The 21,936-nt window shown below is 70.3% G+C and carries 18 protein-coding genes, 1 tRNA gene, 1 pseudogene and 1 riboswitch; of the genes and pseudogenes, 5 read left to right on the forward strand and 15 right to left on the reverse strand.

All coding sequences use genetic code 11. The features are described from left to right. Positions 1–49: 49 nt before the first annotated feature. From rpmE to OG538_RS11040, 9 genes are all read right to left on the reverse strand, one after another. On the reverse strand, positions 50–274 hold the full coding sequence (rpmE, locus tag OG538_RS11000) for a 50S ribosomal protein L31 (RefSeq protein WP_136328765.1): 225 nt from the start codon (positions 272–274) through the stop codon (positions 50–52). Positions 275–438: 164 nt separating this feature from the next. Beyond that, positions 439–1,539, reverse strand: a complete 1,101-nt coding sequence (locus tag OG538_RS11005) for an LCP family protein (RefSeq protein ID WP_406092523.1) — start codon at positions 1,537–1,539, stop codon at positions 439–441. Positions 1,540–1,895: 356 nt separating this feature from the next. Beyond that, the gene (gene rho, locus OG538_RS11010) at positions 1,896–3,965 is read right to left on the reverse strand and encodes a transcription termination factor Rho (protein ID WP_406092524.1); all 2,070 of its coding nucleotides are present in this window, start codon (positions 3,963–3,965) and stop codon (positions 1,896–1,898) included. Positions 3,966–4,352: 387 nt separating this feature from the next. Continuing rightward, positions 4,353–5,270 carry a homoserine kinase gene (gene thrB, locus OG538_RS11015; protein WP_406092526.1) on the reverse strand — a complete coding sequence of 306 codons (918 nt, stop codon included), beginning with the start codon at positions 5,268–5,270 and terminating at the stop codon, positions 4,353–4,355. Between the two features lie 450 nt (positions 5,271–5,720). After that, positions 5,721–6,791: a threonine synthase gene (gene thrC / locus OG538_RS11020; RefSeq protein ID WP_406092528.1), complete on the reverse strand. Its 1,071-nt coding sequence runs from the start codon at positions 6,789–6,791 to the stop codon at positions 5,721–5,723. A gap of 6 nt (positions 6,792–6,797) precedes the next feature. Then, positions 6,798–8,129, reverse strand: coding sequence for a homoserine dehydrogenase (locus tag OG538_RS11025; protein WP_406092530.1), 1,332 nt, complete (start codon positions 8,127–8,129; stop codon positions 6,798–6,800). A 125-nt stretch (positions 8,130–8,254) separates the two neighbouring features. Continuing rightward, entirely contained in the window at positions 8,255–9,646 is a 1,392-nt protein-coding gene (lysA, locus tag OG538_RS11030; RefSeq protein WP_406092532.1) for a diaminopimelate decarboxylase, read from the reverse strand. Positions 9,647–9,672: 26 nt separating this feature from the next. Continuing rightward, positions 9,673–10,764 carry an ArgS-related anticodon-binding protein NrtL gene (gene nrtL / locus OG538_RS11035; RefSeq protein WP_406092533.1) on the reverse strand — a complete coding sequence of 364 codons (1,092 nt, stop codon included), beginning with the start codon at positions 10,762–10,764 and terminating at the stop codon, positions 9,673–9,675. 55 nt (positions 10,765–10,819) lie between these two features. Further along, a complete protein-coding gene (locus OG538_RS11040) occupies positions 10,820–11,233 on the reverse strand; it encodes a response regulator (protein WP_406092535.1) in 414 nt (137 codons plus the stop codon). Positions 11,234–11,460: 227 nt separating this feature from the next. Here OG538_RS11040 and OG538_RS11045 point away from each other — a divergent pair. Then, positions 11,461–11,532 (forward strand) — tRNA-Arg (locus OG538_RS11045). A 338-nt stretch (positions 11,533–11,870) separates the two neighbouring features. On the opposite strand, the gene glyA is transcribed toward OG538_RS11045, so the two are convergent. The 6 genes and pseudogenes from glyA to OG538_RS11075 all read right to left on the reverse strand — a co-directional run bounded on the left by glyA (position 11,871) and on the right by OG538_RS11075 (position 16,684). Further along, complete coding sequence (glyA, locus tag OG538_RS11050) at positions 11,871–13,166, reverse strand: serine hydroxymethyltransferase (protein ID WP_406092537.1); 1,296 nt, start codon at positions 13,164–13,166, stop codon at positions 11,871–11,873. Between the two features lie 37 nt (positions 13,167–13,203). Beyond that, a riboswitch (ZMP/ZTP riboswitch) is annotated at positions 13,204–13,327 on the reverse strand. A gap of 78 nt (positions 13,328–13,405) precedes the next feature. Further along, positions 13,406–14,152, reverse strand: a complete 747-nt coding sequence (locus OG538_RS11055; protein WP_406100453.1) for a hypothetical protein — start codon at positions 14,150–14,152, stop codon at positions 13,406–13,408. A gap of 35 nt (positions 14,153–14,187) precedes the next feature. Then, a pseudogene (locus OG538_RS11060) lies at positions 14,188–14,400 on the reverse strand (trypco2 family protein); the annotation flags it as partial. A 145-nt stretch (positions 14,401–14,545) separates the two neighbouring features. Continuing rightward, entirely contained in the window at positions 14,546–15,226 is a 681-nt protein-coding gene (locus OG538_RS11065) for a RibD family protein (RefSeq protein WP_406092539.1), read from the reverse strand. Between the two features lie 11 nt (positions 15,227–15,237). Next, positions 15,238–15,636: a 6-pyruvoyl trahydropterin synthase family protein gene (locus tag OG538_RS11070; protein WP_406092540.1), complete on the reverse strand. Its 399-nt coding sequence runs from the start codon at positions 15,634–15,636 to the stop codon at positions 15,238–15,240. Positions 15,637–15,724: 88 nt separating this feature from the next. Then, a complete protein-coding gene (locus OG538_RS11075) occupies positions 15,725–16,684 on the reverse strand; it encodes a zinc-binding alcohol dehydrogenase (RefSeq protein WP_406100063.1) in 960 nt (319 codons plus the stop codon). 441 nt (positions 16,685–17,125) lie between these two features. Between OG538_RS11075 and OG538_RS11080 the strand changes: the two genes are divergently transcribed. The 4 genes from OG538_RS11080 to ligD all read left to right on the forward strand — a co-directional run bounded on the left by OG538_RS11080 (position 17,126) and on the right by ligD (position 21,910). Continuing rightward, positions 17,126–19,036 carry a protease pro-enzyme activation domain-containing protein gene (locus tag OG538_RS11080; RefSeq protein ID WP_406100065.1) on the forward strand — a complete coding sequence of 637 codons (1,911 nt, stop codon included), beginning with the start codon at positions 17,126–17,128 and terminating at the stop codon, positions 19,034–19,036. A 208-nt stretch (positions 19,037–19,244) separates the two neighbouring features. Beyond that, a complete protein-coding gene (locus OG538_RS11085; protein ID WP_406092542.1) occupies positions 19,245–19,727 on the forward strand; it encodes a DUF5959 family protein in 483 nt (160 codons plus the stop codon). A 207-nt stretch (positions 19,728–19,934) separates the two neighbouring features. Further along, entirely contained in the window at positions 19,935–20,939 is a 1,005-nt protein-coding gene (locus tag OG538_RS11090) for a Ku protein (RefSeq protein WP_406092544.1), read from the forward strand. A 74-nt stretch (positions 20,940–21,013) separates the two neighbouring features. Further along, entirely contained in the window at positions 21,014–21,910 is an 897-nt protein-coding gene (gene ligD / locus OG538_RS11095; protein ID WP_406092546.1) for a non-homologous end-joining DNA ligase, read from the forward strand. The last annotated feature ends 26 nt before the right edge of the window (positions 21,911–21,936 follow it).

A 21,936-nucleotide genomic window follows, 5' to 3' on the forward strand; every position in this document is an offset into this window, starting at 1 on the left:
GTCCCGGCGCCCCCGGGAAGAGGGCGCCAAGGACCGGCGCAGTGGCTCGCTACTTGCTGGCGGAGCCGGCGGCCTTGCCGAAGCGGGCCTCGAAGCGGGCCACGCGGCCACCGGTGTCGAGGATCTTCTGCTTGCCCGTGTAGAACGGGTGGCACTCGGAGCAGACGTCGGCACGGATGGCGCCGCTGTCCAGGGTCGACCGGGTGGTGAACGACGCGCCACAGGTGCAGCTGACCTGCGTCTCGACGTACTGGGGGTGAATGTCGCGCTTCAAGGGTGTCTCCTAGGTTCGGGAGGGCGCCGGGTCGTACGCACGGATTGCGCGTCCGTGAACCGGGGCCGACGTACCAGTCTGCCAGGACTGGCCGTATCTCCCAAAACGGGGGTTGGCCGCCCGCTATTCCCGGGGCGCTCGCTCCAGGGCCATCCGGCCCGTGATCACTGAACGATCCGCCCCGCGTCGCCCTTGTCCCCCGCCGACTTCTCGGTGGCGGATGCGGGGATCGGCCGGTCGTCGCGGAGCGCGGTCCACACCTGCCGTCCCGCTTCCTCCAGCGGGACCACGCGGTTCGGGTCGGCCGGGTCGTACTGGACGGGCAGGGTCACCATGTGGACTTCGTTCGAGCCGAGCCCCTTGAGGCCGCTCGCGAAGCCCGCGAGCTTCTTGACCGAGCCCAGGTCGGAGTCGGTGGTGATGGCCTTGGTCGCGGTGTCCGCGATGCCGTACAGCTTGGTGCCGTTGAGGATGCCCACGCTCTTGGCCTGTTCCATCAGCGCCTTGATGAAGGCCTGCTGAAGCTGGATGCGGCCGAGGTCGCTGCCGTCGCCGACGCTCTTGCGGGTACGGACGAGACCGAGCGACTCCTCACCGTTCAGGGTGTGGGTTCCGGGTTCGAGGTTCAGATGACTCTTGGAGTCGTGGATCGCCTGCCCGGTGGTGATCTCGACTCCGCCGAGCTTGTCGACCAGCTTCTTGAAACCGGTGAAGTCGACCTCGATGTAGTGGTCCATGCGGATACCGGACATCGACTCGACGGTCTTGACCGCGCAGGCCGGTCCGCCGACCTCGTACGCCGTGTTGAACATCGCGCGCTGCTGCCCCGCGACGGGCTGTCCGCTCTCGTCGCCCGTGCACTCGGGCCGGGTGACGAGGGTGTCGCGCGGGATGGAGACGACACTGGCCGTCTTGTGGCCCTTGTTGACGTGTACGACCATCGCGGTGTCCGAACGGGCGCCGCCCTGGTCCTCGCCGTACTGCGAGTTCGCACCGGAGCGGGAGTCGGAACCGAGCACGAGGATGTCCTCGGAGCCGTTGTCGACGTTGTCGGGACGGTCCTTGCCGAGGGCGTTGTTGATGTCGACGGCCTTGAGATTGCCGTTGAGGTGGAAGTACGCGTAGCCGAGCCCGGATCCGCCGAGGACGACGATGCCGGCCAGACCCCACACGGCCATGACGGTGGCCCTGCGGCGGCGGGACGGCTTCCTCCGGCGTTTGCCGGTGGCCCGTATTCGGTTGCTGCTCCCGCTCTGCTCGCTCATCCGTCTCCTCGTTCCTCGGCTGCTCCCGGCTACCCCCTGCAATGGTGTGCGGGCCCTGTATGCCGCTTTGTCGTCGTTGGTGTCGCTCGTGGTGTTGCTCTTGGTTACGACGCGGCGGCGACAAGAAGGGTTGCACAGGGCCCTGTGGCCTCCGGGTAAGGCCGGGGCCGCTCCGAGGAACGTGGGAACAGCCGGCGGCCCGGCGCTCACCTGCGGTTTCTTGCCCGGTACAGGCAGCGGTTCGGCGCTGTGCGGCGGAGCCGCCGTGTGGCGAAGGTCTCGGGCCGGAAACGGCACAGGGCCGCCCCGGCACCGAAGTGCGGGGGGCGGCCCTGTGCAGTGCCGGCGGGCGCGAACTAGTCGTTGTTGCCCGGTGCCGGCGTCGTCTTCTGGATCTGGAGCAGGAACTCCGCGTTGGACTGGGTCTTCTTCATCCGGTCCAGGAGGAGCTCGATCGCCTGCTGCTGGTCCAGCGCGTGGAGCACCCGGCGCAGCTTCCAGGTAATCGCCAACTCGTCGCTGCCGAGCAGGATTTCTTCCTTACGGGTGCTGGACGCGTCGACGTCCACCGCCGGGAAGATGCGCTTGTCGGAGAGCTTGCGGTCGAGCTTGAGCTCCATGTTGCCGGTGCCCTTGAACTCCTCGAAGATCACCTCGTCCATGCGCGAGCCGGTCTCGACGAGCGCGGTGGCCAGGATGGTCAGCGAACCGCCGTCCTCGATGTTGCGCGCCGCACCGAAGAATCGCTTCGGCGGGTACAGCGCGGTCGAGTCGACACCACCGGACAGGATGCGTCCGGAGGCCGGGGCGGCGAGGTTGTACGCGCGTCCCAGACGGGTGATCGAGTCCAGCAGGACGACGACGTCGTGACCCAGCTCGACGAGACGCTTGGCGCGCTCGATGGCCAGCTCGGCGACGGTGGTGTGGTCCTCGGCGGGACGGTCGAAGGTCGAGGAGATGACCTCGCCCTTCACCGACCGCTGCATGTCGGTGACCTCTTCCGGACGCTCGTCGACCAGGACGACCATCAGGTGGCACTCGGGGCTGTTGACCGTGATCGCGTTGGCGATCGCCTGGAGGATCATGGTCTTACCGGTCTTCGGCGGGGCCACGATCAGGCCTCGCTGGCCCTTGCCGATGGGGGCGACCAGGTCGATGATCCGCGTCGTCAGGACGTTGGAGTCGGTCTCCAGGCGGAGCCGGTCCTGCGGGTAGAGCGGCGTCAGCTTCTGGAACTCGGGGCGGCCACGGCCGGTCTCCGGCGCCATGCCGTTGACCGAGTCGAGGCGGACCAGCGCGTTGAACTTCTCGCGGCGCTCGCCGTCCTTGGGCTGGCGCACGGCACCGGTGACGTGGTCACCCTTGCGCAGGCCGTTCTTGCGGACCTGGGCGAGCGAGACGTACACGTCGTTCGGGCCCGGCAGGTAACCGGAGGTCCGGATGAACGCGTAGTTGTCGAGGATGTCCAGGATGCCCGCGACCGGGATCAGGACGTCGTCGTCGGTGACCGGCGGCGCGTCGCTCGCGAAGTCGTCGCGGCCGCGACGGCCCCGGCGGTCGCGGTAGCGGCCCCGGCGGCCACGACGGCCGCCCTCGTCGTCGAAGCCGTCGTCCTGCGGTCCGCCGCCGCCCTGCTGGCCCTGGCCCTGGCCGCCCTGGCCCTGGCCGCCTTGACCGCCACCCTGGCGCCGGCTCTGACCACTCTGGCCGCCACCCTGGCCGCCGCCCTGGTCGTCGCCCTTGCCGCGACGGTCGCGCTGACGCTCACGGCGCTCGCCGCGTTCGCCCCGCTCACCGCGCTGGCCGCGGTCCTGGCGGTCGCCACGACGGCCCTCGGCGTTGTCCGCCGCGGCTTCGGCCTTGGACTCGGAGCGGTCCTCGGCGGGTGCCTCGTGCTTCGGCTCGTCCTGCGTGCGGTCCTTGGCCTGAGCCTTGGTGTCCGTCTTGGTGTCCGGGCTGCCCGCCTGCGCCGTCGCACGGCGCCGACGACGCTCGCCCGTGGGCTGGTCGTCGCTGGCCGGCTGGCCGGGGATGTCGATCTGCTGCTGGGCCGCGGCCTTCTCGGCGGGTGCGGCGGCCGGGGTCTCGTCCCCGGCGCCGGTGCGCGCCTTGGAGGTGGCCCGGCGCTTCGGCTTGGTCTCCGCCTCTTCGGCGGGGGCCGCGGCGGCCTTGGCCTTGGGCGCGGAGGAGCCGCCGGCCTGGGTCTCCTTGATGACCTCGATCAGCTGGCTCTTGCGCATCCGCGCAGTGCCCTTGATACCGAGGCCGGACGCGACCTGCTGCAGCTCGGCCAGGACCATGCCGTCAAGGCCGGTGCCGGAGCGGCGGCGCCGTGCGGTGGTGCCAGTGGCAGCACCTTCGGCGGGCGCGGCGCTGTCGACGCTCTTGTCGGCAGTCACGCCCATCAGATCGGTGGTGTCGCTCACGAAGGGTCCTTCCCTGGAGCGGACGTCGGCCTTCTGGCTCGGCGACCGGTTGTGCTGTCCGACTGCGGTCTTCGGTGCGGACCGTGCCGGGGCGGTGGTCCGCCGGATAGGTACGGCGGAGAGGTGAACGTGTGCATGGGCCCGGCGCGAGCATCCCCCTGCTCGGCCCACTCCTGGACAAGCGAGGGGTGTCGTGCCGGTTCCGGAGCGTGCTCGAAACTGCTCAGGCAGGCTGCTCAGGCAGTTGGGGAGGCTCCCGGAAGAAATGGTGGTCCCGGAAAGGGACACGAAGCAACGCGCCACATAGACGTCGATTGCAGACTTGAGGTTAACACTACCGGCACCAACAAACATTCCCCCTCTCACTCACCGGCAATCACTTCTCGGCTACGGGGCGAGCGGCAGCACGCTCGCACCCTGGGCGTCGAGAGCGAGCCGGTTGGCCGCCCATCCCTCGCCCGCCAGCCGTGCGACCTTGTCGGCCGCACCGTCCTCGGCCAGCGCGAGCACCGTCGGGCCGGCGCCGGAGATGACCGCGGGAACGCCGTCGGCGCGCAGCCGGTTCACGAGTTCCACGCTCTGCGGCATCGCCGGTGCGCGGTACTCCTGGTGGAGCCGGTCCTCGGTGGCCGTGAGCAGCAGCTCGGGGCGCTTGGTCAGGGCCTCGACGAGGAGCGCGGCGCGGCCGGCGTTGAAGGCGGCGTCGACGTGCGGGACGGTCCGCGGCAGCAGTCCGCGGGCGGTCTCGGTGAGCACCGGCTTGCCGGGAACGAAAACCACCGGAACGATGGAATCCGCGGGATCCATCCTGATGGCGCGGGCGGATCCGCCGTCCATCCAGGCGAGCGTGAATCCGCCAAGCAGGCAGGCCGCGACGTTGTCCGGGTGGCCCTCGATCTCGGTGGCGAGCTCCAGCAGGGCTGCGTCGTCGAGCCGGGCGTCACCGCCGGTCGTGACGGCGCGGGCTGCGACGATGCCGGCGCAGATGGCGGCGGAGGAGGAGCCGAGGCCGCGGCCGTGCGGGATGCGGTTGGCGCACACGATCTCCAGGCCGCGGGGCTGTCCGCCGAGCAGGTCGAAGGCCGTGCGCAGCGATCGTACGAGCAGGTGCTTCTCGTCGCGGGGCAGCGTGTCCGCGCCCTCGCCGGCGATGTCGATGTGCAGTCCGGAGTCGGCGACCCGGACGACTACGTCGTCGTACAGGCCCAGCGACAGGCCGAAGGCGTCGAAACCCGGGCCCAGGTTGGCGCTGGTTGCGGGGACGCGCACCCGGACGGCGGCGGCTCGGAAGGCGGGACCGGCCATCGCTCTGACGACTCTCCTTGTGAGGCGGCGGGGAATTCGAGGAGCTGCGGGATACTTCGGGGCTCTTCGCGGCTCTTCGGGTTCTGCTCTGTGCGGCTCTTCGGGTTCTGCTCGGGGATTTCGCGGTCTGCGGTTCTACGGGGCTCTTCGCGGCCAGTGCGGCGGCAGGTGGGGCCTGCCCCCGGGAACAGCCGACGGCCGCAACGGCCCGAGCACCCCGGCATACGCGGCGGGGCGGTTTGGGTTGGGTACAGCTTATCGAAGGAAGGTTCTGTCGCGACATAGGGCGCACAGGAGGCGCACGATGCGTGTCGCACGCCTCGGATGCGCTCTCCACCCCGAAAAGAGGCGTTCGAGCCGTCTCGCTGACGAACCGTCGCCCCGGCCGTCCCCGGGGCCCGTACGGGCCCCGGGGCGGGAAGCGGTGACGTGACCGCCGTGCGGCGGGTGTTACACGAGGCCCAGCTTCTCGGCGGCGGTGACCGCGTCGACCGGGACGGTGACCGGCTGGGGTGCGCCGGCGACGGCCCAGTCCGGGTCCTTGAGTCCGTTGCCGGTGACCGTGCAGACGATCTTCTGGCCGGGGTCGACCTTGCCCTCTTCGGCGGCCTTGAGCAGACCGGCGACCGAGGCGGCCGACGCGGGCTCCACGAAGACGCCCTCCTGGGAGGCCAACAGCCGGTACGCCGCGAGGATCTGACGGTCCGTGACCTCGTCGATGAAGCCGCCCGACTCGTCCCGTGCGGCGAGCGCGTACTGCCAGGAGGCCGGGTTGCCGATCCGGATCGCGGTGGCGATGGTCGACGGGTCCTTGACGATCTCGCCGCGCACGATGGGCGCGGAACCGGAGGCCTGGAAGCCCCACATCCGCGGCTTGTGCGTGGACAGACCGTCCCCGGCGTACTCCGTGTACCCCTTCCAGTACGCGGTGATGTTGCCCGCGTTGCCGACCGGGAGGACGTGGATGTCCGGGGCGTCGCCGAGCGCGTCGACGATCTCGAAGGCTGCGGTCTTCTGGCCCTCGATGCGGACCGGGTTGACCGAATTGACCAGCGCCACGGGGTAGTTGTCCGAGAGCGAGCGGGCCAGCGTCAGGCAGTCGTCGAAGTTGCCGTCGACCTGGAGGATCTTGGCGCCGTGGACGAGCGCCTGGCCCATCTTGCCGAGCGCGATCTTTCCCTGCGGCACGAGGACGGCGCAGACCATTCCGGCCCGCACCGCGTACGCGGCAGCGGACGCGGAGGTGTTGCCGGTGGAGGCGCAGATGACGGCCTGCGCACCCTCCTCCTTGGCCCGGGTGATGGCCATGGTCATGCCGCGGTCCTTGAAGGACCCGGTGGGGTTGGCGCCCTCGACCTTGAGGTGCACCTCGCAGCCCGTGCGCTCGGAGAGGACCTGAGCGGGAACGAGCGGCGTGCCGCCCTCACGGAGCGTGACGACGGACGTCGTGCTCGTGACCGGGAGACGGTCCCGGTACTCCTCGATGATGCCGCGCCACTGGTGGGTGCCCTTGGTGGTCATGGGTCCTTACTCCCCTTCAACACGCATGATGCTGGCGACACCGCGCACGGTGTCGAGCTTGCGCAGCGCCTCGACGGTCCCGGAGAGGGCGGCGTCGGGCGCGCGGTGGGTGACGACGACGAGCGAAGCCTCGCCGCCGTCCTGTTCGATGCCGGCGTCGTCGCCGCTGCTCGAATTCCGGCTCTGCTGGCGGACCGTATCGATCGATACGCCCTGTTCGGCGAAGACCGTCGCGACCTGGGCGAGTACGCCAGGCTTGTCGGCCACGTCGAGACTGATGTGGTAGCGCGTGACGACGTCGCCCATGGGGCTCACCGGCAGACGCGTGTACGCGGACTCTCCGGGGCCGGGGGCCTCGTTGAGTTTGTTGCGGCAGACCGCGACGAGGTCGCCGAGGACCGCGGAGGCGGTCGGTGCGCCACCGGCACCGGGGCCGTAGAACATCAGCTGTCCGGCCGCCTCGGCCTCGACGAACACCGCGTTGTACGCCTCGCGGACGGAGGCCAGCGGATGGCTGAGCGGGATCATCGCGGGGTGCACCCGGGCCGTGACCGACTGCCCGTCGGCGGCGCGCTCGCAGATCGCGAGGAGCTTGACGGTGCAGCCCATGCGACGGGCCGAGGCGATGTCGGCGGCCGTGACCTCGGTGATGCCCTCACGGTGCACGTCACCGATCTTCACCCGGGTGTGGAAGGCGATTCCGGCGAGGATCGCGGCCTTGGCCGCGGCGTCGAAGCCCTCGACGTCGGCGGTCGGGTCGGCCTCGGCGTACCCGAGGGCGGTGGCCTCGTCGAGTGCCTCGGAGTAGCCCGCGCCGCTCGTGTCCATCTTGTCGAGGATGAAGTTCGTGGTGCCGTTGACGATGCCCAGGACCCGGTTGACCTTGTCACCGGCGAGGGACTCGCGCAGCGGCCGTACGAGCGGGATGGCGCCGGCCACGGCGGCCTCGTAGTAGAGGTCCCGGCCGTGCTGCTCGGCGGCGGCGTGCAGAGCGGCGCCGTCCTCGGCGAGCAGCGCCTTGTTGGCGGAGACGACGCTCGCGCCGTGCTCGAAGGCGGTGGTGATGAGGGTCCGGGCGGGCTCGATGCCCCCGATGACCTCGATGACGACGTCGATGTCGCCCCGTTTGACCAGGGCGGTCGCGTCGGTGGTGATCAGCGCGGGGTCGATGCCGGCGCGGACCTTGGAGGGCCGGCGCACGGCGACACCGGCGAGCTCCACCGGTGCGCCGATGCGCGCGGCGAGGTCGTCGGCGTGCGTCGTCATGATGCGGGCCACCTCTGAGCCGACGACTCCACAGCCCAGCAGCGCCACCTTCAGCGGACGCGTACGCATCATCCGACCTCGTTTCCTTTACATCTGATGTGTGAACCAGTCTCACTCACCGGACGGGGGTTTCCGCCACCCGTCCGGATCCTGAGATGTTTACCGGGGTCCCGGGGTGTCCCCCAGGAAATAAGGCATCAGCCGACGTCGAGACGCAGAAGATCTTCCTCCGTCTCGCGCCGGACGATGACCCGCGCCTGTCCGTCGCGCACGGCGACGACGGGCGGACGCAGGGCGTGGTTGTAGTTGCTGGCCATGGAGCGGCAGTACGCACCGGTGGCGGGCACCGCGATCAGGTCACCGGGGGCCAGGTCGGACGGCAGGAACGCGTCCTTGACCACGATGTCGCCGCTCTCGCAGTGCTTGCCGACGACGCGGACGAGCATCGGCTCGGCGTCCGAGGTGCGCGAGACGAGGGCGACGCTGTACTCGGCGTCGTACAGCGCGGTGCGGATGTTGTCCGACATGCCGCCGTCGACGCTGACGTACGTACGCAGCCCCTCCAGGGGCTTGATGGTGCCGACCTCGTACAGAGTGAAGGCCGTGGGCCCCACGATGGCCCGGCCGGGCTCGACGGAGATGCGGGGGGTGGAGAGACCGGCGGCCTCGCACTCCCGGGTCACGATGTCGCCGAGCGCCTTGGCGATCTCGTGCGGTTCACGAGGGTCGTCCTCGGAGGTGTACGCGATGCCGAGGCCACCACCGAGGTCGATCTCGGGCAGTTCCACGCCGTGCTCGTCGCGCACCTCGGCCAGCAGCTGCACCACGCGCCGGGCGGAGACCTCGAAGCCGGCCATGTCGAAGATCTGCGAGCCGATGTGGGAGTGGATGCCGATGAGTTCGAGACCGTCGAGGGTGAGCGCCCGCCGGACGGCCTCGGCGGCCTGCCCGTCGGCCAGCGCGATGCCGAACTTCTGGTCCTCGTGCGCGGTGGCGATGAACTCGTGGGTGTGTGCCTCGACGCCCACGGTCACCCGGATCTGCACGGGCTGGCGCCGGCCGAGCCGCTGCGCGATGTGGGCGACCCGGACGATCTCCTGGAAGGAGTCGAGCACGATCCGGCCGACGCCGGCGGAGACGGCCCGCTCGATCTCGTCGACGGTCTTGTTGTTGCCGTGGAAGGCGATGCGCTCGGCGGGCATCCCGGCGTCCAGTGCGCAGGTCAGCTCGCCGCCGGAGCAGACGTCGAGGTTGAGTCCCTCCTCCCGGAGCCAGCGCACGACGGCACGGGAGAGGAACGCCTTGCCTGCGTAGAAGACGTCGGCGCCCGGTCCGAACGCGTCGGACCAGGCGCGGCAGCGGGCCCGGAAGTCGGACTCGTCGAGGAAGTAGGCCGGGGTGCCGAACTCCTCGGCCAGCCGGGCGACTTCGATCCCGCCGACGGTGAGAGCACCGTGTTCGTCGCGGGTGACCGTACGGGCCCAGACCTTCTCGTCGAGGACGTTGAGGTCCTCGGCGGGGGCGGTGTAGTGGCCCTCCGACATGACGTCGGCGTGACGGGGCCCGGCGGGGTGTGCGGATCGGCTCATCGTGTTGCTCTGCTCTCTCGGGTCTCTCAGAGGTGTAGGGGCGCGCTGATACCGAGCAGGGACAGGCCACCGGCGAGCACCGTCCCGGCGGCCTCGGCAAGGGCGAGCCGGCAACGGTGGGCGGCCGAGGGTTTCTCGTCCCCGACAGGAAGCGGTGAGGCGGCGTCGTGGAAGTCGAGGAAGGCGTGCGCGAGCGCTTCGAGGTGCCGGGCGAGCCGGTCAGGCGCGCGGTGGTGCGCTGCGGCGGCGAGCACGGCGGGGTGGTCGGCAAGGAGTGCGAGGAGCGCGAGCGCCTCGGCGCCGGGCACGTCCTCGGTCCCGGCGGTGTCCTGGCCTGGGGTGACCGCGAAACCGAGGAGCGCCGCACCGCGGGTCAGCGCGTGGACGCGGGAGTGCGCGTAGCGGACCAGGAACAGGGCGTTGCCCTCGCCCTGGACGAGGAGGTCGTCCCCGAGGGGGGCGTGGTCGTGGCCCGCGGGCCGCAACAGCCCCCAGCGGGCCGCGTCGGACCCGAGCCGGCTGTACAGCTCCCCGGCGGTGGCGCCGGCGGGGACGGGCCGTATCTCCGTGGAGGGCGCGAGGGACGGTCCCTCGGCGCCGGCGGTGATCCCCAGCAGCGCCCACTCCGGGTCGGGCGCCCCGTCGCAGCCGACGCCTACGATCCCGCCCTGCGCCCGCACGAGCGCGCCGACCGCGTGCGCGGTGACGGCGGCCCGGATCTCGCGGGCGTGGTGGAACCGCAGCAGCTCCCCGGCGAACGCGTCGCCGTGCCCGTACCGCAGCCCCTGTTCGCGGACCTCGCGCACCAGGGCGCGATGTCCTGCCCCGTCGGCGGAGGCGTCGAGCGTGAAGTTCAGAAACCCGGGTCCGGTGATCTCGACCCGCCCGATGCCGGGTGCACCTGCCACCCGCTCCCGCAGGATCTCGGCCACGTGCCGCGGGGGCAGGGCCGCGGGTCCGGCCAGCTGCAGGGCGACGGCGCTGGCGTAGTCGCCGCAGCCCCCGGGCCGTGTCCTCTCCACTCGCACGCGCGCGGGCACGGGCGCGCGCAGGACGTGCTCATCCACTGCGCGCCGCACAGCGTGCAGCACGGTCGCGGAGAGATCGGCGGGGGTCACGGGACAAGCGTAGGGGAGGAAGGGGGGCCTTTCGCGAACGCGTTTCGCCATCCGGTCAGCCGGCGGCGCTCTCCGCCCGCCCCGCACTCTTTCTCCCGTCGAACACCGACGGCCGCCCGCGCTCCATCAACTGCCGCACGAGCCGCACCAACTCGCTCGGCTCGAAGGGCTTCGCCAGGAACGCGTCGACGCCTGCCGCGACCCCGTTGTCCACCTCGTACGGCGTACAGGAACTGACGATCGCCAGGGGCAGGTGTCCGGTCCGCGGGTCGGAGCGCAGTCGGGTGGCCGTCTGCAGACCGTCCAGCCGGGGCATGACCACATCGAGGGTGATCACGTCGGGCCTGACCTGATGCACCAGATCCAGACACTCGACACCGTCGGCCGCGGTCACGACCTCGAAGCCCTCCAGCTCGAGATTGACCCTGATCAACTGCCGGATGACCTTGTTGTCGTCGACAACAAGCACGCGGCCGCATGCCCCTGACACCCTTCGAGAGTAGGCGGGGCGGAGTGGCTGCGTCCGGGTTTTGCCCACTTCCGCCCCCGGACGGGTGGCGCGGGTGTGGCTGGATGTGTGTGCGAGCAGCCGGGGCGGGGCTGCCGCCACCCCGGCGACCACGCGGAAATACCTGTTCACGGGCACCGGGTGGAAGCTGGTAGTGTTTCACCCGTCGCAGAGCAACACAGCGATACGCCCCCGTAGCTCAGGGGATAGAGCATCGGCCTCCGGAGCCGGGTGCGCAGGTTCGAATCCTGCCGGGGGCACTTCGCAGGAAGTGCCGAAAAGACCTTCTGACCAGTGGAAACACTGAGCAGAGGGTCTTTTTCATATCCGCTTGAGGAACCGCGGCAGGGGCCGTCACCCTGACGTGCCGGACAGGCGCGAACCACCCCGGGCGGCACGCTCGTCCTCGACAGCGAAGGTCCTGCCACCGGCACTGCACGACCCCACGGCCGCGCCCCGGCTCACCCTCGCCCGCACCGGCGACCTGCGCGTGACCGACGTCCGTCGCCCACCGTCGGAAGCGACCCACCGGGTCGCGCCCCGGGCCCGGCAGGTGCGGCACCGGGGTGCCCCCGGCGCCGCGCCCGCATCCCACCGCTCAGGCCACCGGCAGCCCCGGCGCCGGATATCCGTCCATCAGCTCCTTCACCTCGGCGCGGACCGCCGTGACGGTGGACTCGTCGCCGGTGCGGGCCGCGGTGACCACGCGGTCGATCCAGCCAGCGACCGTGGCCATCTCCGAGGCGGGGATGCCCCGTGAGGTCAGGGCCGGGGTGCCGATCCTGACGCCGGAGGGGTCGAAGGGCTTGCGGGTGTCGTAGGGGACGGCGTTGTAGTTGACGACGATGCCGGCGCGGTCCAGGGCCTTGGCCGCCGTCTTGCCGGGGACGTCCTTGCCCGTGAGGTCGATCAGGAGCAGGTGGTTGTCCGTGCCGCCGGAGACGAGGTCGAAGCCGCGCGCCGCCAGTTCCTCGCCGAGGGAGCGGGCGTTGGCCACCACGTCATGGGCGTAGGTGCGGAAGTCCGGCGTGGCGGCTTCGCGCAGGGCGACGCCGATGGCCGCGGTGGTCTGGTTGTGCGGGCCGCCCTGGAGGCCGGGGAAGACGGCTCGGTCCAGGGCGCGGGCGTGTTCGGCGCGGCTCAGCAGCATCGCGCCGCGCGGGCCGCGCAGGGTCTTGTGGGTGGTGGTGGAGACGACGTCCACGTGCGGGGCGGGCGAGGGGTGGGCGCCGCCCGCGATCAGGCCCGCGATGTGGGCGATGTCCGCGACCAGGACCGCGCCGACCTCGTGGGCGATCGATGCGAAGCCGGCGAAATCGATCTCACGCGGGACGGCCGTGCCGCCGCAGAAGATCACCTTGGGGCGCTCGGCGAGTGCCAGGTCGCGCACCTCGTCCAGGTCGACGCGGCCGGTGTCGCGCCGGACGCCGTACTGGACGCCGTTGAACCAGGTGCCGGTGGCGGAGACGCCCCAGCCGTGGGTGAGGTGGCCGCCCATGGGGAGCGACATACCGAGCACGGTGTCGCCGGGCTTGAGGAAGGCCAGGTAGACGGCGAGGTTGGCCGGTGAGCCGGAGTAGGGCTGCACATTGGCGTGGTCCATGTCGAAGAGCGCCTTGGCCCGTTCGACGGTGAGTGTCTCGACCTGGTCGATGATCTGCTGGCCCTCGTAGTACCGCTTGCCGGGGTAGCCCTCGGAGTACTTGTTCTGGAGCACGGTGCCGGACGCTTCGAGCACGGCCGCGGAGACGTAGTTCTCGCTGGGGATCAGGCGCAGGGTGTCGGCCTGGAGTTGTTCCTCGGCGGCCACCAGCGCGGCGAGTTCCGGATCGGCTGCCGCCAGGGCGGGGTGGCGGGGGTGCGAGGGTACGGATGCGGATGCGGTCACTGTCACGGGATCCTCCCGGGTCGGCCGCGTGCTGCGGCGTGGACCCGGATGCCCAGGCGGACGGCTCTCCGGAGATGACGCCCCGGGTGGGACCGGGGTGTGCTGCTCCCTCGTGGTCGATTCCACTGAACACCCCAGCAGGGTGCGCGCCAGTCGCAGCGATTCGCACCTTACCGGGCGGCAAGGTTTCGCGTCCTCCTCGTGCCGGATTCCGGGGAAGGGGCGTCATCGGCTGCCGGGCAGGTTCAGTCCGCCGGCCGGCCCGCACGGTCGGTGAGCCAGGTGGGAGCGATGACCTCGGCGTTCCCGTCCAGAGCGGTGGCCGCACGCATCAGTGCGGTTGCCGCGGCCGGCGGATCGGCGGGGAGCGCTCGGGCCGCCACGGCCAGGGAGAGGGCTGCCGTCTCCTCGGAGGCCCCGGCGATCCGGAGTGCCGTCGAGGCGCGGTCCGCCGTGGCAGCGGACTCCTGAAGCCTGCCGTCGCACCAGTACGCCCAGGCCAGATTGAGCAGGCAGACGCCCTCGGCTCGTGGGTTCTGCATCTGTGACGCCTCGTGGCATGCCTCTTCGAGTACGGGGACGGCTCGTGACACCTCGTCGAGGGCCAGGTGGGCGATGCCCTGCGCGTTCAGCGCGTAGGCGATCGCCTCCGGGGTTCCCGAGGCGCGGTAGGCCCGTACCGTCTCGGCACCCGAAGCGACGGTCTCCCGCCAGCGGCCCAGTACGAGCAGGGCGATGGTTCGCGCGTTGCCCGCCCGGGCAGCCGTGAGCGGGTCACCGCTCCGATTCGCAAGTGCGGCCAGCCGGTCGGCGACGTCCAGAGCACGCTCGCCCTCGCGGAGGTAGCTCTGGGTGAGGCTGAGGGAGAGCAGTGCATGCACTTCCCGCTCGAAGTCCCCGAGTTCACCCGCCAGTTCTGCTGCTCGGGCGAGCAGTCCGACGGTGGCCTGCGGGTTCCCGAGCTGTCGGTGCGCGTCCCCGAGGCCGAACAACGCGCTCTGCAGCGCGGCCCGGGGGTGAGCGTCATCCGCTGCGTGGCCATGCGCGCCATGTGCGCGGAAGCCTGTGCGTCGAGCACCCAGAAGCGCGCCTTGATCGCGGGGTCCATGCTCCGCTCGACCCCCACCGTGAGTTCGAGCTCCAGCTTCTCGGCCCGGAACCTGAGGCCGCTTCCCTCACCGTCCGCCATGGCCCGGCTCAGTTCTGTCCGTAACTGGGAGATCGGGTCCGCCAGTTCCACCGCACCGTCCGCCGGGGTCCCCCGTCCCGTCCATCACCGACCGGTCGCACGCTCCGCGAGCATACCCATCCGTGGTCAACTGCGTTTGTCCGTAACCGCCTTCCCGCCGGTCGGCGCCTTCCGAGGGGAAATGGGCCTCACCTCTTCAGGATCGGTCCTTCGGCGCGTACCGCAGGAGTACGACGTCGTCGATCGGTCGTGTCTCCAGGAGCCGCATCCGGGCCCTGGGGCCGGCGGGATACGGTGCGGGCCGCAGAAAGGCCGGGGCCGCGGCTTCTCCCACCAGCAGCGGTGCGACGACGAGGTGGAGTTCGTCGGCCAGGTCCTGCGCCAGGAGTTGCGTGTGAACCGTCCCGCCCCCCTCCACGAGGAGTCGTTCCACCCCCCGGCGGCCGAGTTCGTCGAGAAGGAGGGACCAGTCGATGGTGGGACCGGTGGTGACGATATCGGCGTGGTCGCCGAGGGTACGACGGGCGTGGTCCTGTGCGTCGTCGACGGTGAAGACGAGCCTCTCCCCTCCGCAGTGCCAGAAGGCGAGCCCCGGGTCCAGGTCGGCCGACCCGCTGACCGTGACTTTCACCGGATGCTCGGGCCTGCCGGAGGCGACGCGCAGAGCTCGCCTCTCCCTGTCGGCAACAAGCAGACGCGGGTTGTCCCTTCGCAGGGTGTTGGCGCCCACGAGAACGGCGTCCGCCGCGGCACGTTCGCCGTCGACACGGTCGAGATCCCCCCGGCCGGAGAGCACGAGCCGTTCGCTCGATGTGTCGTCCAGGCGGCCGTCCACGGAGACCGCCGCCGACAGCACTACGTACGGGTGCGCAGCCATGGCCCGGGTGGTCAGAGCGCCCGGTGGTAGTCGGCCCACGCGATGTGTGATTCATGAAGACGCACCGTGAGCCCGGTCAGCTCACGTGCAGCAGGGCCGAGAGCGCCTTCGTGTACGCGGACGGCCAGGCGGTCGGCGATGACCTTGGCCAGAAACTCCGTGGTGGTGTTGGTGCCGGAGAATTCGGGTTCGTCGTCGAGGTTCCGGTAGGAGAGCGCCTTGACGATGATGCCGACTTCCCTGGCCGCCAGGTTCATGTCGACGACGACGTTGTCGCCGTCCAGTCCGGGGCGGTGGAAGGTCGCATCGACCAGGTACGTCGCGCCGTGCAGGCGCTGCGCGGGACCGAAGGTCTCTCCGCGGAAACTGTGGGCGATCATGAGGTGATCGCGGACGGTGACGGTGAACATGAGCTCTCCGGATGGTCATGGTCGGCTGGGGTGGCAGTGCTCCACCGGACAGGCCGACGCGAAGGGCAACGGTTTGCCGGGAGGGTCATCAGCGGCGGCCGTAGAGGATGCGGTGGCAGAGTCCGGGGCGCCGACCTGCGACGATATCGGCCATGACGTCCGGGAGTTCATCGAAGTGGGACTCGTCGGTGATAAGCGCGTCGAAGGCGGCATCCTTCAGGAGACCAAGTGCCAGTTCGAGCCGGCCTGCGGTCGTCCGCCGTCCGCGCACTCCGGGCGCGAGGGCACCGACCTGGCTGCTCCGCAGCGTCAGGCGCCCGGAATGGAAGTGCTCCCCCAAGGGCAGGGTCACCGGCCGGTCCCCGTACCAGCTCAGGTCGACAACTGAGCCTTCGGGGGCGAGCAGTTCGAGTGAACGCCGCAGTCCGGACCCGGTCGCACTGGTGTGGAAGACAAGATCACAGTCTCCCGCCGCTTGTGCGGGAGAGGCGAAACCGACACCGAGCACGGCGGCTATGGCCGCGCGGTCAGGGGCGATGTCCACGAGCTGCACGGCGACCCCGGGGAACTTCGCCAGGAGGGCGGCCACACAGCAGCCGACCGTACCTGCCCCCACCACGGCGATACGGTCACCGATCCGCGGCGGCGCGTCCCACAGTGCGTTGAGCGCCGTTTCTACCGTTCCTGCCAGCACGGCGCGCTCCGGGGGCACTTCGTCGGGGACAGGCGTGAGCGACGCGGACCGGGCCCGGAAATGGGTCTGGTGCGGATACAGACTGAATACGGTCCGGCCCACCAGCTCTGCCGGACCGGCCTCCACCTTCCCGACATTGAGATACCCGTACTTGACGGGGCCGGGAAAGTCGCCCTCCTGAAAGGGTGCCCGCATCTTCTGGTACTGGCTTACGGGGACCCGGCCCTGGAACACGAGCGATTCCGTGCCCCGGCTGACCGCTGAGTACAAGGTCCGAACCAGACACTCATCACTGGCTGGCGGGCTGGCGGACAGGCGGGCGGGCGTGAGTATTTCACCCTTGCCCGGGGACATGACCCAGAAGGAGCGTACGAGGCTCGCCACGGTAATCCTCTGCTACGGGGACCCGGCCGCGGACTCCTCCGACACCGCCCGGCTCGGGCAACACCCCGGACCAAGCTGGTCATCGCGCGGAGACAGCGCCAACCCCTGTTATTCCAGGGGGCGTACGTGATCCTAGACGATCAGACTTTCGACACCCGTGATCAGCATGACCAGCCATGCAGGGAGGAAACGAACAAGGCGTCAAGCGCTCGGCAATTCGGCGTCAACCAGTCGGCAACCGGCCCCCTTGGCCGTTTCTTGGCCAATACATGCCCCCTACATGAGGCGTTCCTCGCCAGAGTGGCGCATTACATGTGCACATCATCCGGCGCATGCTCCACACGCGAGATCCACATCGCAGGGGGTTCTACCTTGAGAAACAGCCGCGCCCGACGACGCGCCGCGCTGAGCATGGCAGCGACACTGCCGCTGCTCGCCGGTGCGCTCGCCCTCGGGATACCCCACGCCAGCGCGGATACCGCACCGGGCGGCAGGGACGCGCTGCAGGGCACCAAGCCGGCCTGGGCCACCGCCACGGCCGACCGGGGGGCCACGGCCGACAGCGCGAAGGTCGCCGTGCGGGTCCATCTCGCCGGACGGGACGCGAAGGGGCTGGCCGCCTACGCGGCCGCCGTGTCCGACCCGAGTTCGCCGTCGTACGGGACGTACCTGAGCGCCGCGCAGGCGCAGGCGCGGTTCGGGGCGACCCAGGACCAGATCGGCCGGGTCAGCCGGTGGCTGGAATCCAGTGGGCTGACCGTCACCGGCGCCAACCAGCACTACGTCTCGGCCACCGGTGAAGTGGCGCGGACCGAGAAGGCGTTCGGTACCCAGCTGCGCAACTACAGCAAGGGCAGCCGTACATACCGGGCTCCGTCCACCACCGCCTCCGTGCCCGCCGCGCTGAGCGATGTCGTACTCGCCGTCTCGGGCCTGGACAACGCACCGCACAGGTCGAGTCATGACGAGGTGCTGCCGCCGCCGGACGCGGTGTTCCGCAACTCGGGGCCGTTCTCCTCGTACTTCGGGTCGAAGACCGCCTCCACCCTGCCCAGTGCGTACGGTGCCAAGGTGCCGTACGCCGTCAAGGGGTACACGGGCAAGCAGCTGCGCGCCGCCTACGGTGCCGGAAGCTACACCGGCAAGGGCGTGACGGTCGCGATCACCGACGCGTACGCCTCCCCCACCATCGCGGAGGACGCCGCCGAGTACGCGAAGCGCAACGGCGACGCACCCTACGGGCACGGGCAGTTCAGCCAGGTCCTGCCGGCCGACTACACGAAGACCGAGGAGTGCGGGGCCTCCGGCTGGTACGGCGAGGAGACCCTCGACGTCGAGGCCGTGCACGCCGTCGCGCCCGACGCGCACATCGTGTACGTGGGCGGCGCGTCCTGTTACGACAATGACCTGCTGGACTCGCTGAACAAGGTCGTGGACCACCGGCTCGCGGACATCGTCTCCAACTCGTGGGGCGACATCGAGGCCAACCAGACTCCCGACCTGGCGCTCGCCTACGACCAGGTGTTCAAGATGGGTGCGGTCGAGGGAATCGGCTTCTACTTCTCCTCCGGCGACGACGGCGACAACGTCGCGTCCACCGGCACCAAGCAGATCGACGTCCCGTCCAACTCCGCCTGGGTCACCTCCGTCGGCGGCACGTCACTGGCCGTCGGCAAGCACGACACGTACCAGTGGGAGACCGGCTGGGGCACCCTGAACGCCCCGCTGGCGGCGGACGGCAAGAGCTGGACGGGCTTCCCCGGCCCGTACACCTCGGGCGCGGGCGGCGGCACGAGCTCCACCGTGAAGCAGCCGTCCTACCAGCGCGGCATCGTGCCGGACTCGCTGGCCAGGGCGAACGGGAAGACCCGGATGCGTACGGCCCCGGACATCGCGGCCGTCGCCGACCCGAACACCGGTTTCCTGGTGGGCCAGACGCAGACGCTGCCCGACGGATCGCTGGGCTACGACGAGTACCGCATCGGCGGTACGTCACTGGCAGCGCCGGTCATCGCCGGTGTCCAGGCCCTGGCGCAGCAAGCACAGCGCGGGCGCCCGATCGGTTTCGCCAATCCTGCGATATACGCCCGCTACCACTCGAAGGCGTACCACGACGTGACGGACCACCCGCTGGGTGCCGACCGTGATCTCGCGGTCGCCCGGGTCGACTTCACCAACGGCTACGACGCGGCGGGCGGTCTGCGGACCTCCGTGCGCAGCCTGGGCAAGGACGCCTCGCTGTCGGCGGTGCGGGGATACGACGACGTGACGGGGGTCGGCACGCCGGCCTCCGGCTATGTGAGCTCGTACCGCAGGCGCTGAGTCTGCGGATCGGCACGGCACGGCAGGCACAGCACAGCACAGCACAGCACGGCCCAACGGCCGCCACGGGAGTCGGTCCCGTGGCGGCCGTTCGGTCGTTCCCGGCACAGAGGCTCGTTCGCGCGTGTCCCCCGTCCACGAGGGGCCGCACTCCTCGTCGCGGCGTCCGACGCCGACGCCGGACTCCCCGGACGGAAAGGAGTGGCGGATGCACTCCTCGCAGGACGACGATCACCCGGTCATCACCAACGGGGGGACAGCTATGGGCGACATCGCCGCGCGGGAGCTCATCTCCCTCGCCGATGACGAGGGGAACAGCGTCACCGTGAACGTTCTGGGGCTCGATCCCGGATGGTCCGCCGGGCTGGAGGCCGAAATCGTCGTCCGGACACCGTTCGTGTCCGGCCGTACCTACCTGGTGCTGTCGACCTCGAAGCTCGGAGGCTGGGCAGCCGCCCTGGACCGGCTCGAAGCCGGCGAGGACGTCATCTGGATGGAGTGGGACAGAGGGCCGTCCGTCTCCGTTCAGCTCAGCGGCGAGCGTGACTGCCCGGAGGTGGTCGTGGAGGACGAGTCACTGTCCATGGTCACCGTGCGGGTGCCGCTCGTACCGCCCGACGACTGGATCGCCGACCACCGGCGTCGGCTGCACCGGGTGAGGGACCACTGGGTTCCTTTGCTGTCGGAGTGAGGAGGCGAGGCGCCCTCCGGCTCGGCCTCCGTTTCCCTTCTGGCCCCCTGCTCCGGCGCCTGTTCCTGCCCCAGCTCCGTCTCCGTCTCCCGGCCGGGCGGGCGCAGGTCTGACCGGTGCCGCCGTCCGGCGCGGGAGCCGGCCGTCGCCGAGTGTCGCTGTGCCGGGCCTCGGCTTAGCCTGAGGACCCGAGGGAAGGAGCACGGCATGCGAGCGACCTGGAAGGGGGCCATATCGTTCGGGCTGGTAACGATTCCGGTCCAGCTCTTCACGGCCACGGAGGAGCACGACATCCCGCTTCGCCAGGTGCACGAGAAGGACGGCGCCAGGGTGCGGCAGCGGCGCGTCTGCGAAGCCGAGGACGCCGAGATCCCCTATCAGGAGATCACCAAGGGGTACGAGGCCCCGGACGGCAGCATGATCATGCTGTCCGACGAAGATCTCGCCGATCTCCCCCTTCCCAGTAAGAAGCTCATCGACGTGCTGGCCTTCGTCGACGCCGAGACCATCGACCCGATGATGTTCTCCAAGGCGTACTACGTCGGCATCTCCGACCGCGCGGCCGACAAGCCCTACGCCCTGCTCAAAGAGGCCCTCACCGAATCCGGGCAGATCGCCGTCACGAAGATCGCCATCCGGTCGAGGGAGTCACTCGCCGTCCTGCGCGTGCACGAGGACACCCTGGTCCTCCAGACCTGCCTGTGGCCGGACGAGGTCCGGCCCGCCGCCGGGGTCGCTCCCGAGGGGGACGTGAAGATCAGGCCCCAGGAACTGAAGATGGCCCGGTCCCTCATGGACATGCTGTCCCAGGACTTCGATCTCTCCTCGCTCCACGACGAGTACCAGGAAGCACTGCAACGGGTGATCGAGGCCAAGCTGCAGGGCGTGGAACCGCCGCACGGGGAAGAGGCCGCCCCCTCGGACGGCAAGGTCATCGACCTCATCGCGGCCCTGGAGAAGAGCGTCCGCGCGGCCAAGGAGTCACGCGGCGAGGACACCGGCGAGGAGACAGACGCCGAGGTCAGGGCACTGCCCACCCGAAAGGCCGCCAAGAAGGCAGCGCCGGCCGGAAAGACGGCGGCGAAGAAGACCACCGCCGCACCGAGGAAGTCCGGCGCGAAGAAGTCCGCCTCCGCCCGGAAGAGCACGGCCAAGAGCACCGCGAAGAAGTCCACGGCGAAGAAGTCGACCTCGAAGCGGGCGTCTGCCTGAGACCCCGGACCGCGGCCCCGCACCACGCCTGCCACATATCCGTACAGACCGGGAATTCATGTGATTCTTGGCGCATGACGCCGATCACAGTGGTGGAGGGGCGGCAGGTGTCGCTCAGCAATCTGGACAAGGTGCTGTATCCGGCCACCGGCACCACCAAGGGCGAGGTGCTGCACTACTACGCGGCCACGGCTGCCGAGGTGCTGCTGGCGCATCTGCGGGACCGTCCGCTGTCCTTCCTGCGTTATCCGGACGGGCCGGACGGGCAGCTGTTCTTCACCAAGAGCCCGCCTCCCGGCATGCCGTCCTGGGTCCACACCTCTCCGGTGCCGCACCACGAGAAGGAGGAGGCGAGGCAGGTCGTCGTCCAGGACCTCGCCTCGCTGATGTGGGCCGCCAATCTGGTGGTGGAGTTCCACACCCCGCAGTGGCGGGCCGATACGCCGGGACTGGCCGACCGGATGGTGTTCGACCTGGACCCGGGCGCGCCCGCGACCGTCGTGGAGTGCTGCACGGTCGCGCTCTGGCTGCGGGAGCGACTGGCCGCGGACGGGCTGGAGGCGTACGGGAAGACGTCCGGGTCCAAGGGGCTGCATCTGCTCGTACCGGTCGAGCCCACCGCCTCCGCGCGCGTGTCGGCGTACGCGAAGGCGCTCGCCGTCCAGGCGGAGAAGGAGCTTCCGGATCTGGTGGTGCACCGGATGAGACGGGCGCTGCGGCCGGGCAAGGTGTTCGTCGACTTCAGCCAGAACGCGGCCGCGAAGACGACCGCCACGCCTTACACCCTGCGCGCGCGGGCCGAACCGACCGTCTCCGCGCCGGTCACCTGGGCGGAGATCGAGGAGTGCCGCAGGCCCGGGGAGCTCGTCTTCCTGGCCGGTGACATGGCGGAACGGCTGGCGCGCCACGGCGATCTGCTCGCACCGCTCACCGAGCCGGACCACGGGCGGCCGATTCCGGACACTGCGTAGGGATCCATGGCCGGGACATACCGCAT

This window comes from Streptomyces sp. NBC_01013 (assembly GCF_045162765.1).
GTDB lineage: Bacteria > Actinomycetota > Actinomycetes > Streptomycetales > Streptomycetaceae > Streptomyces.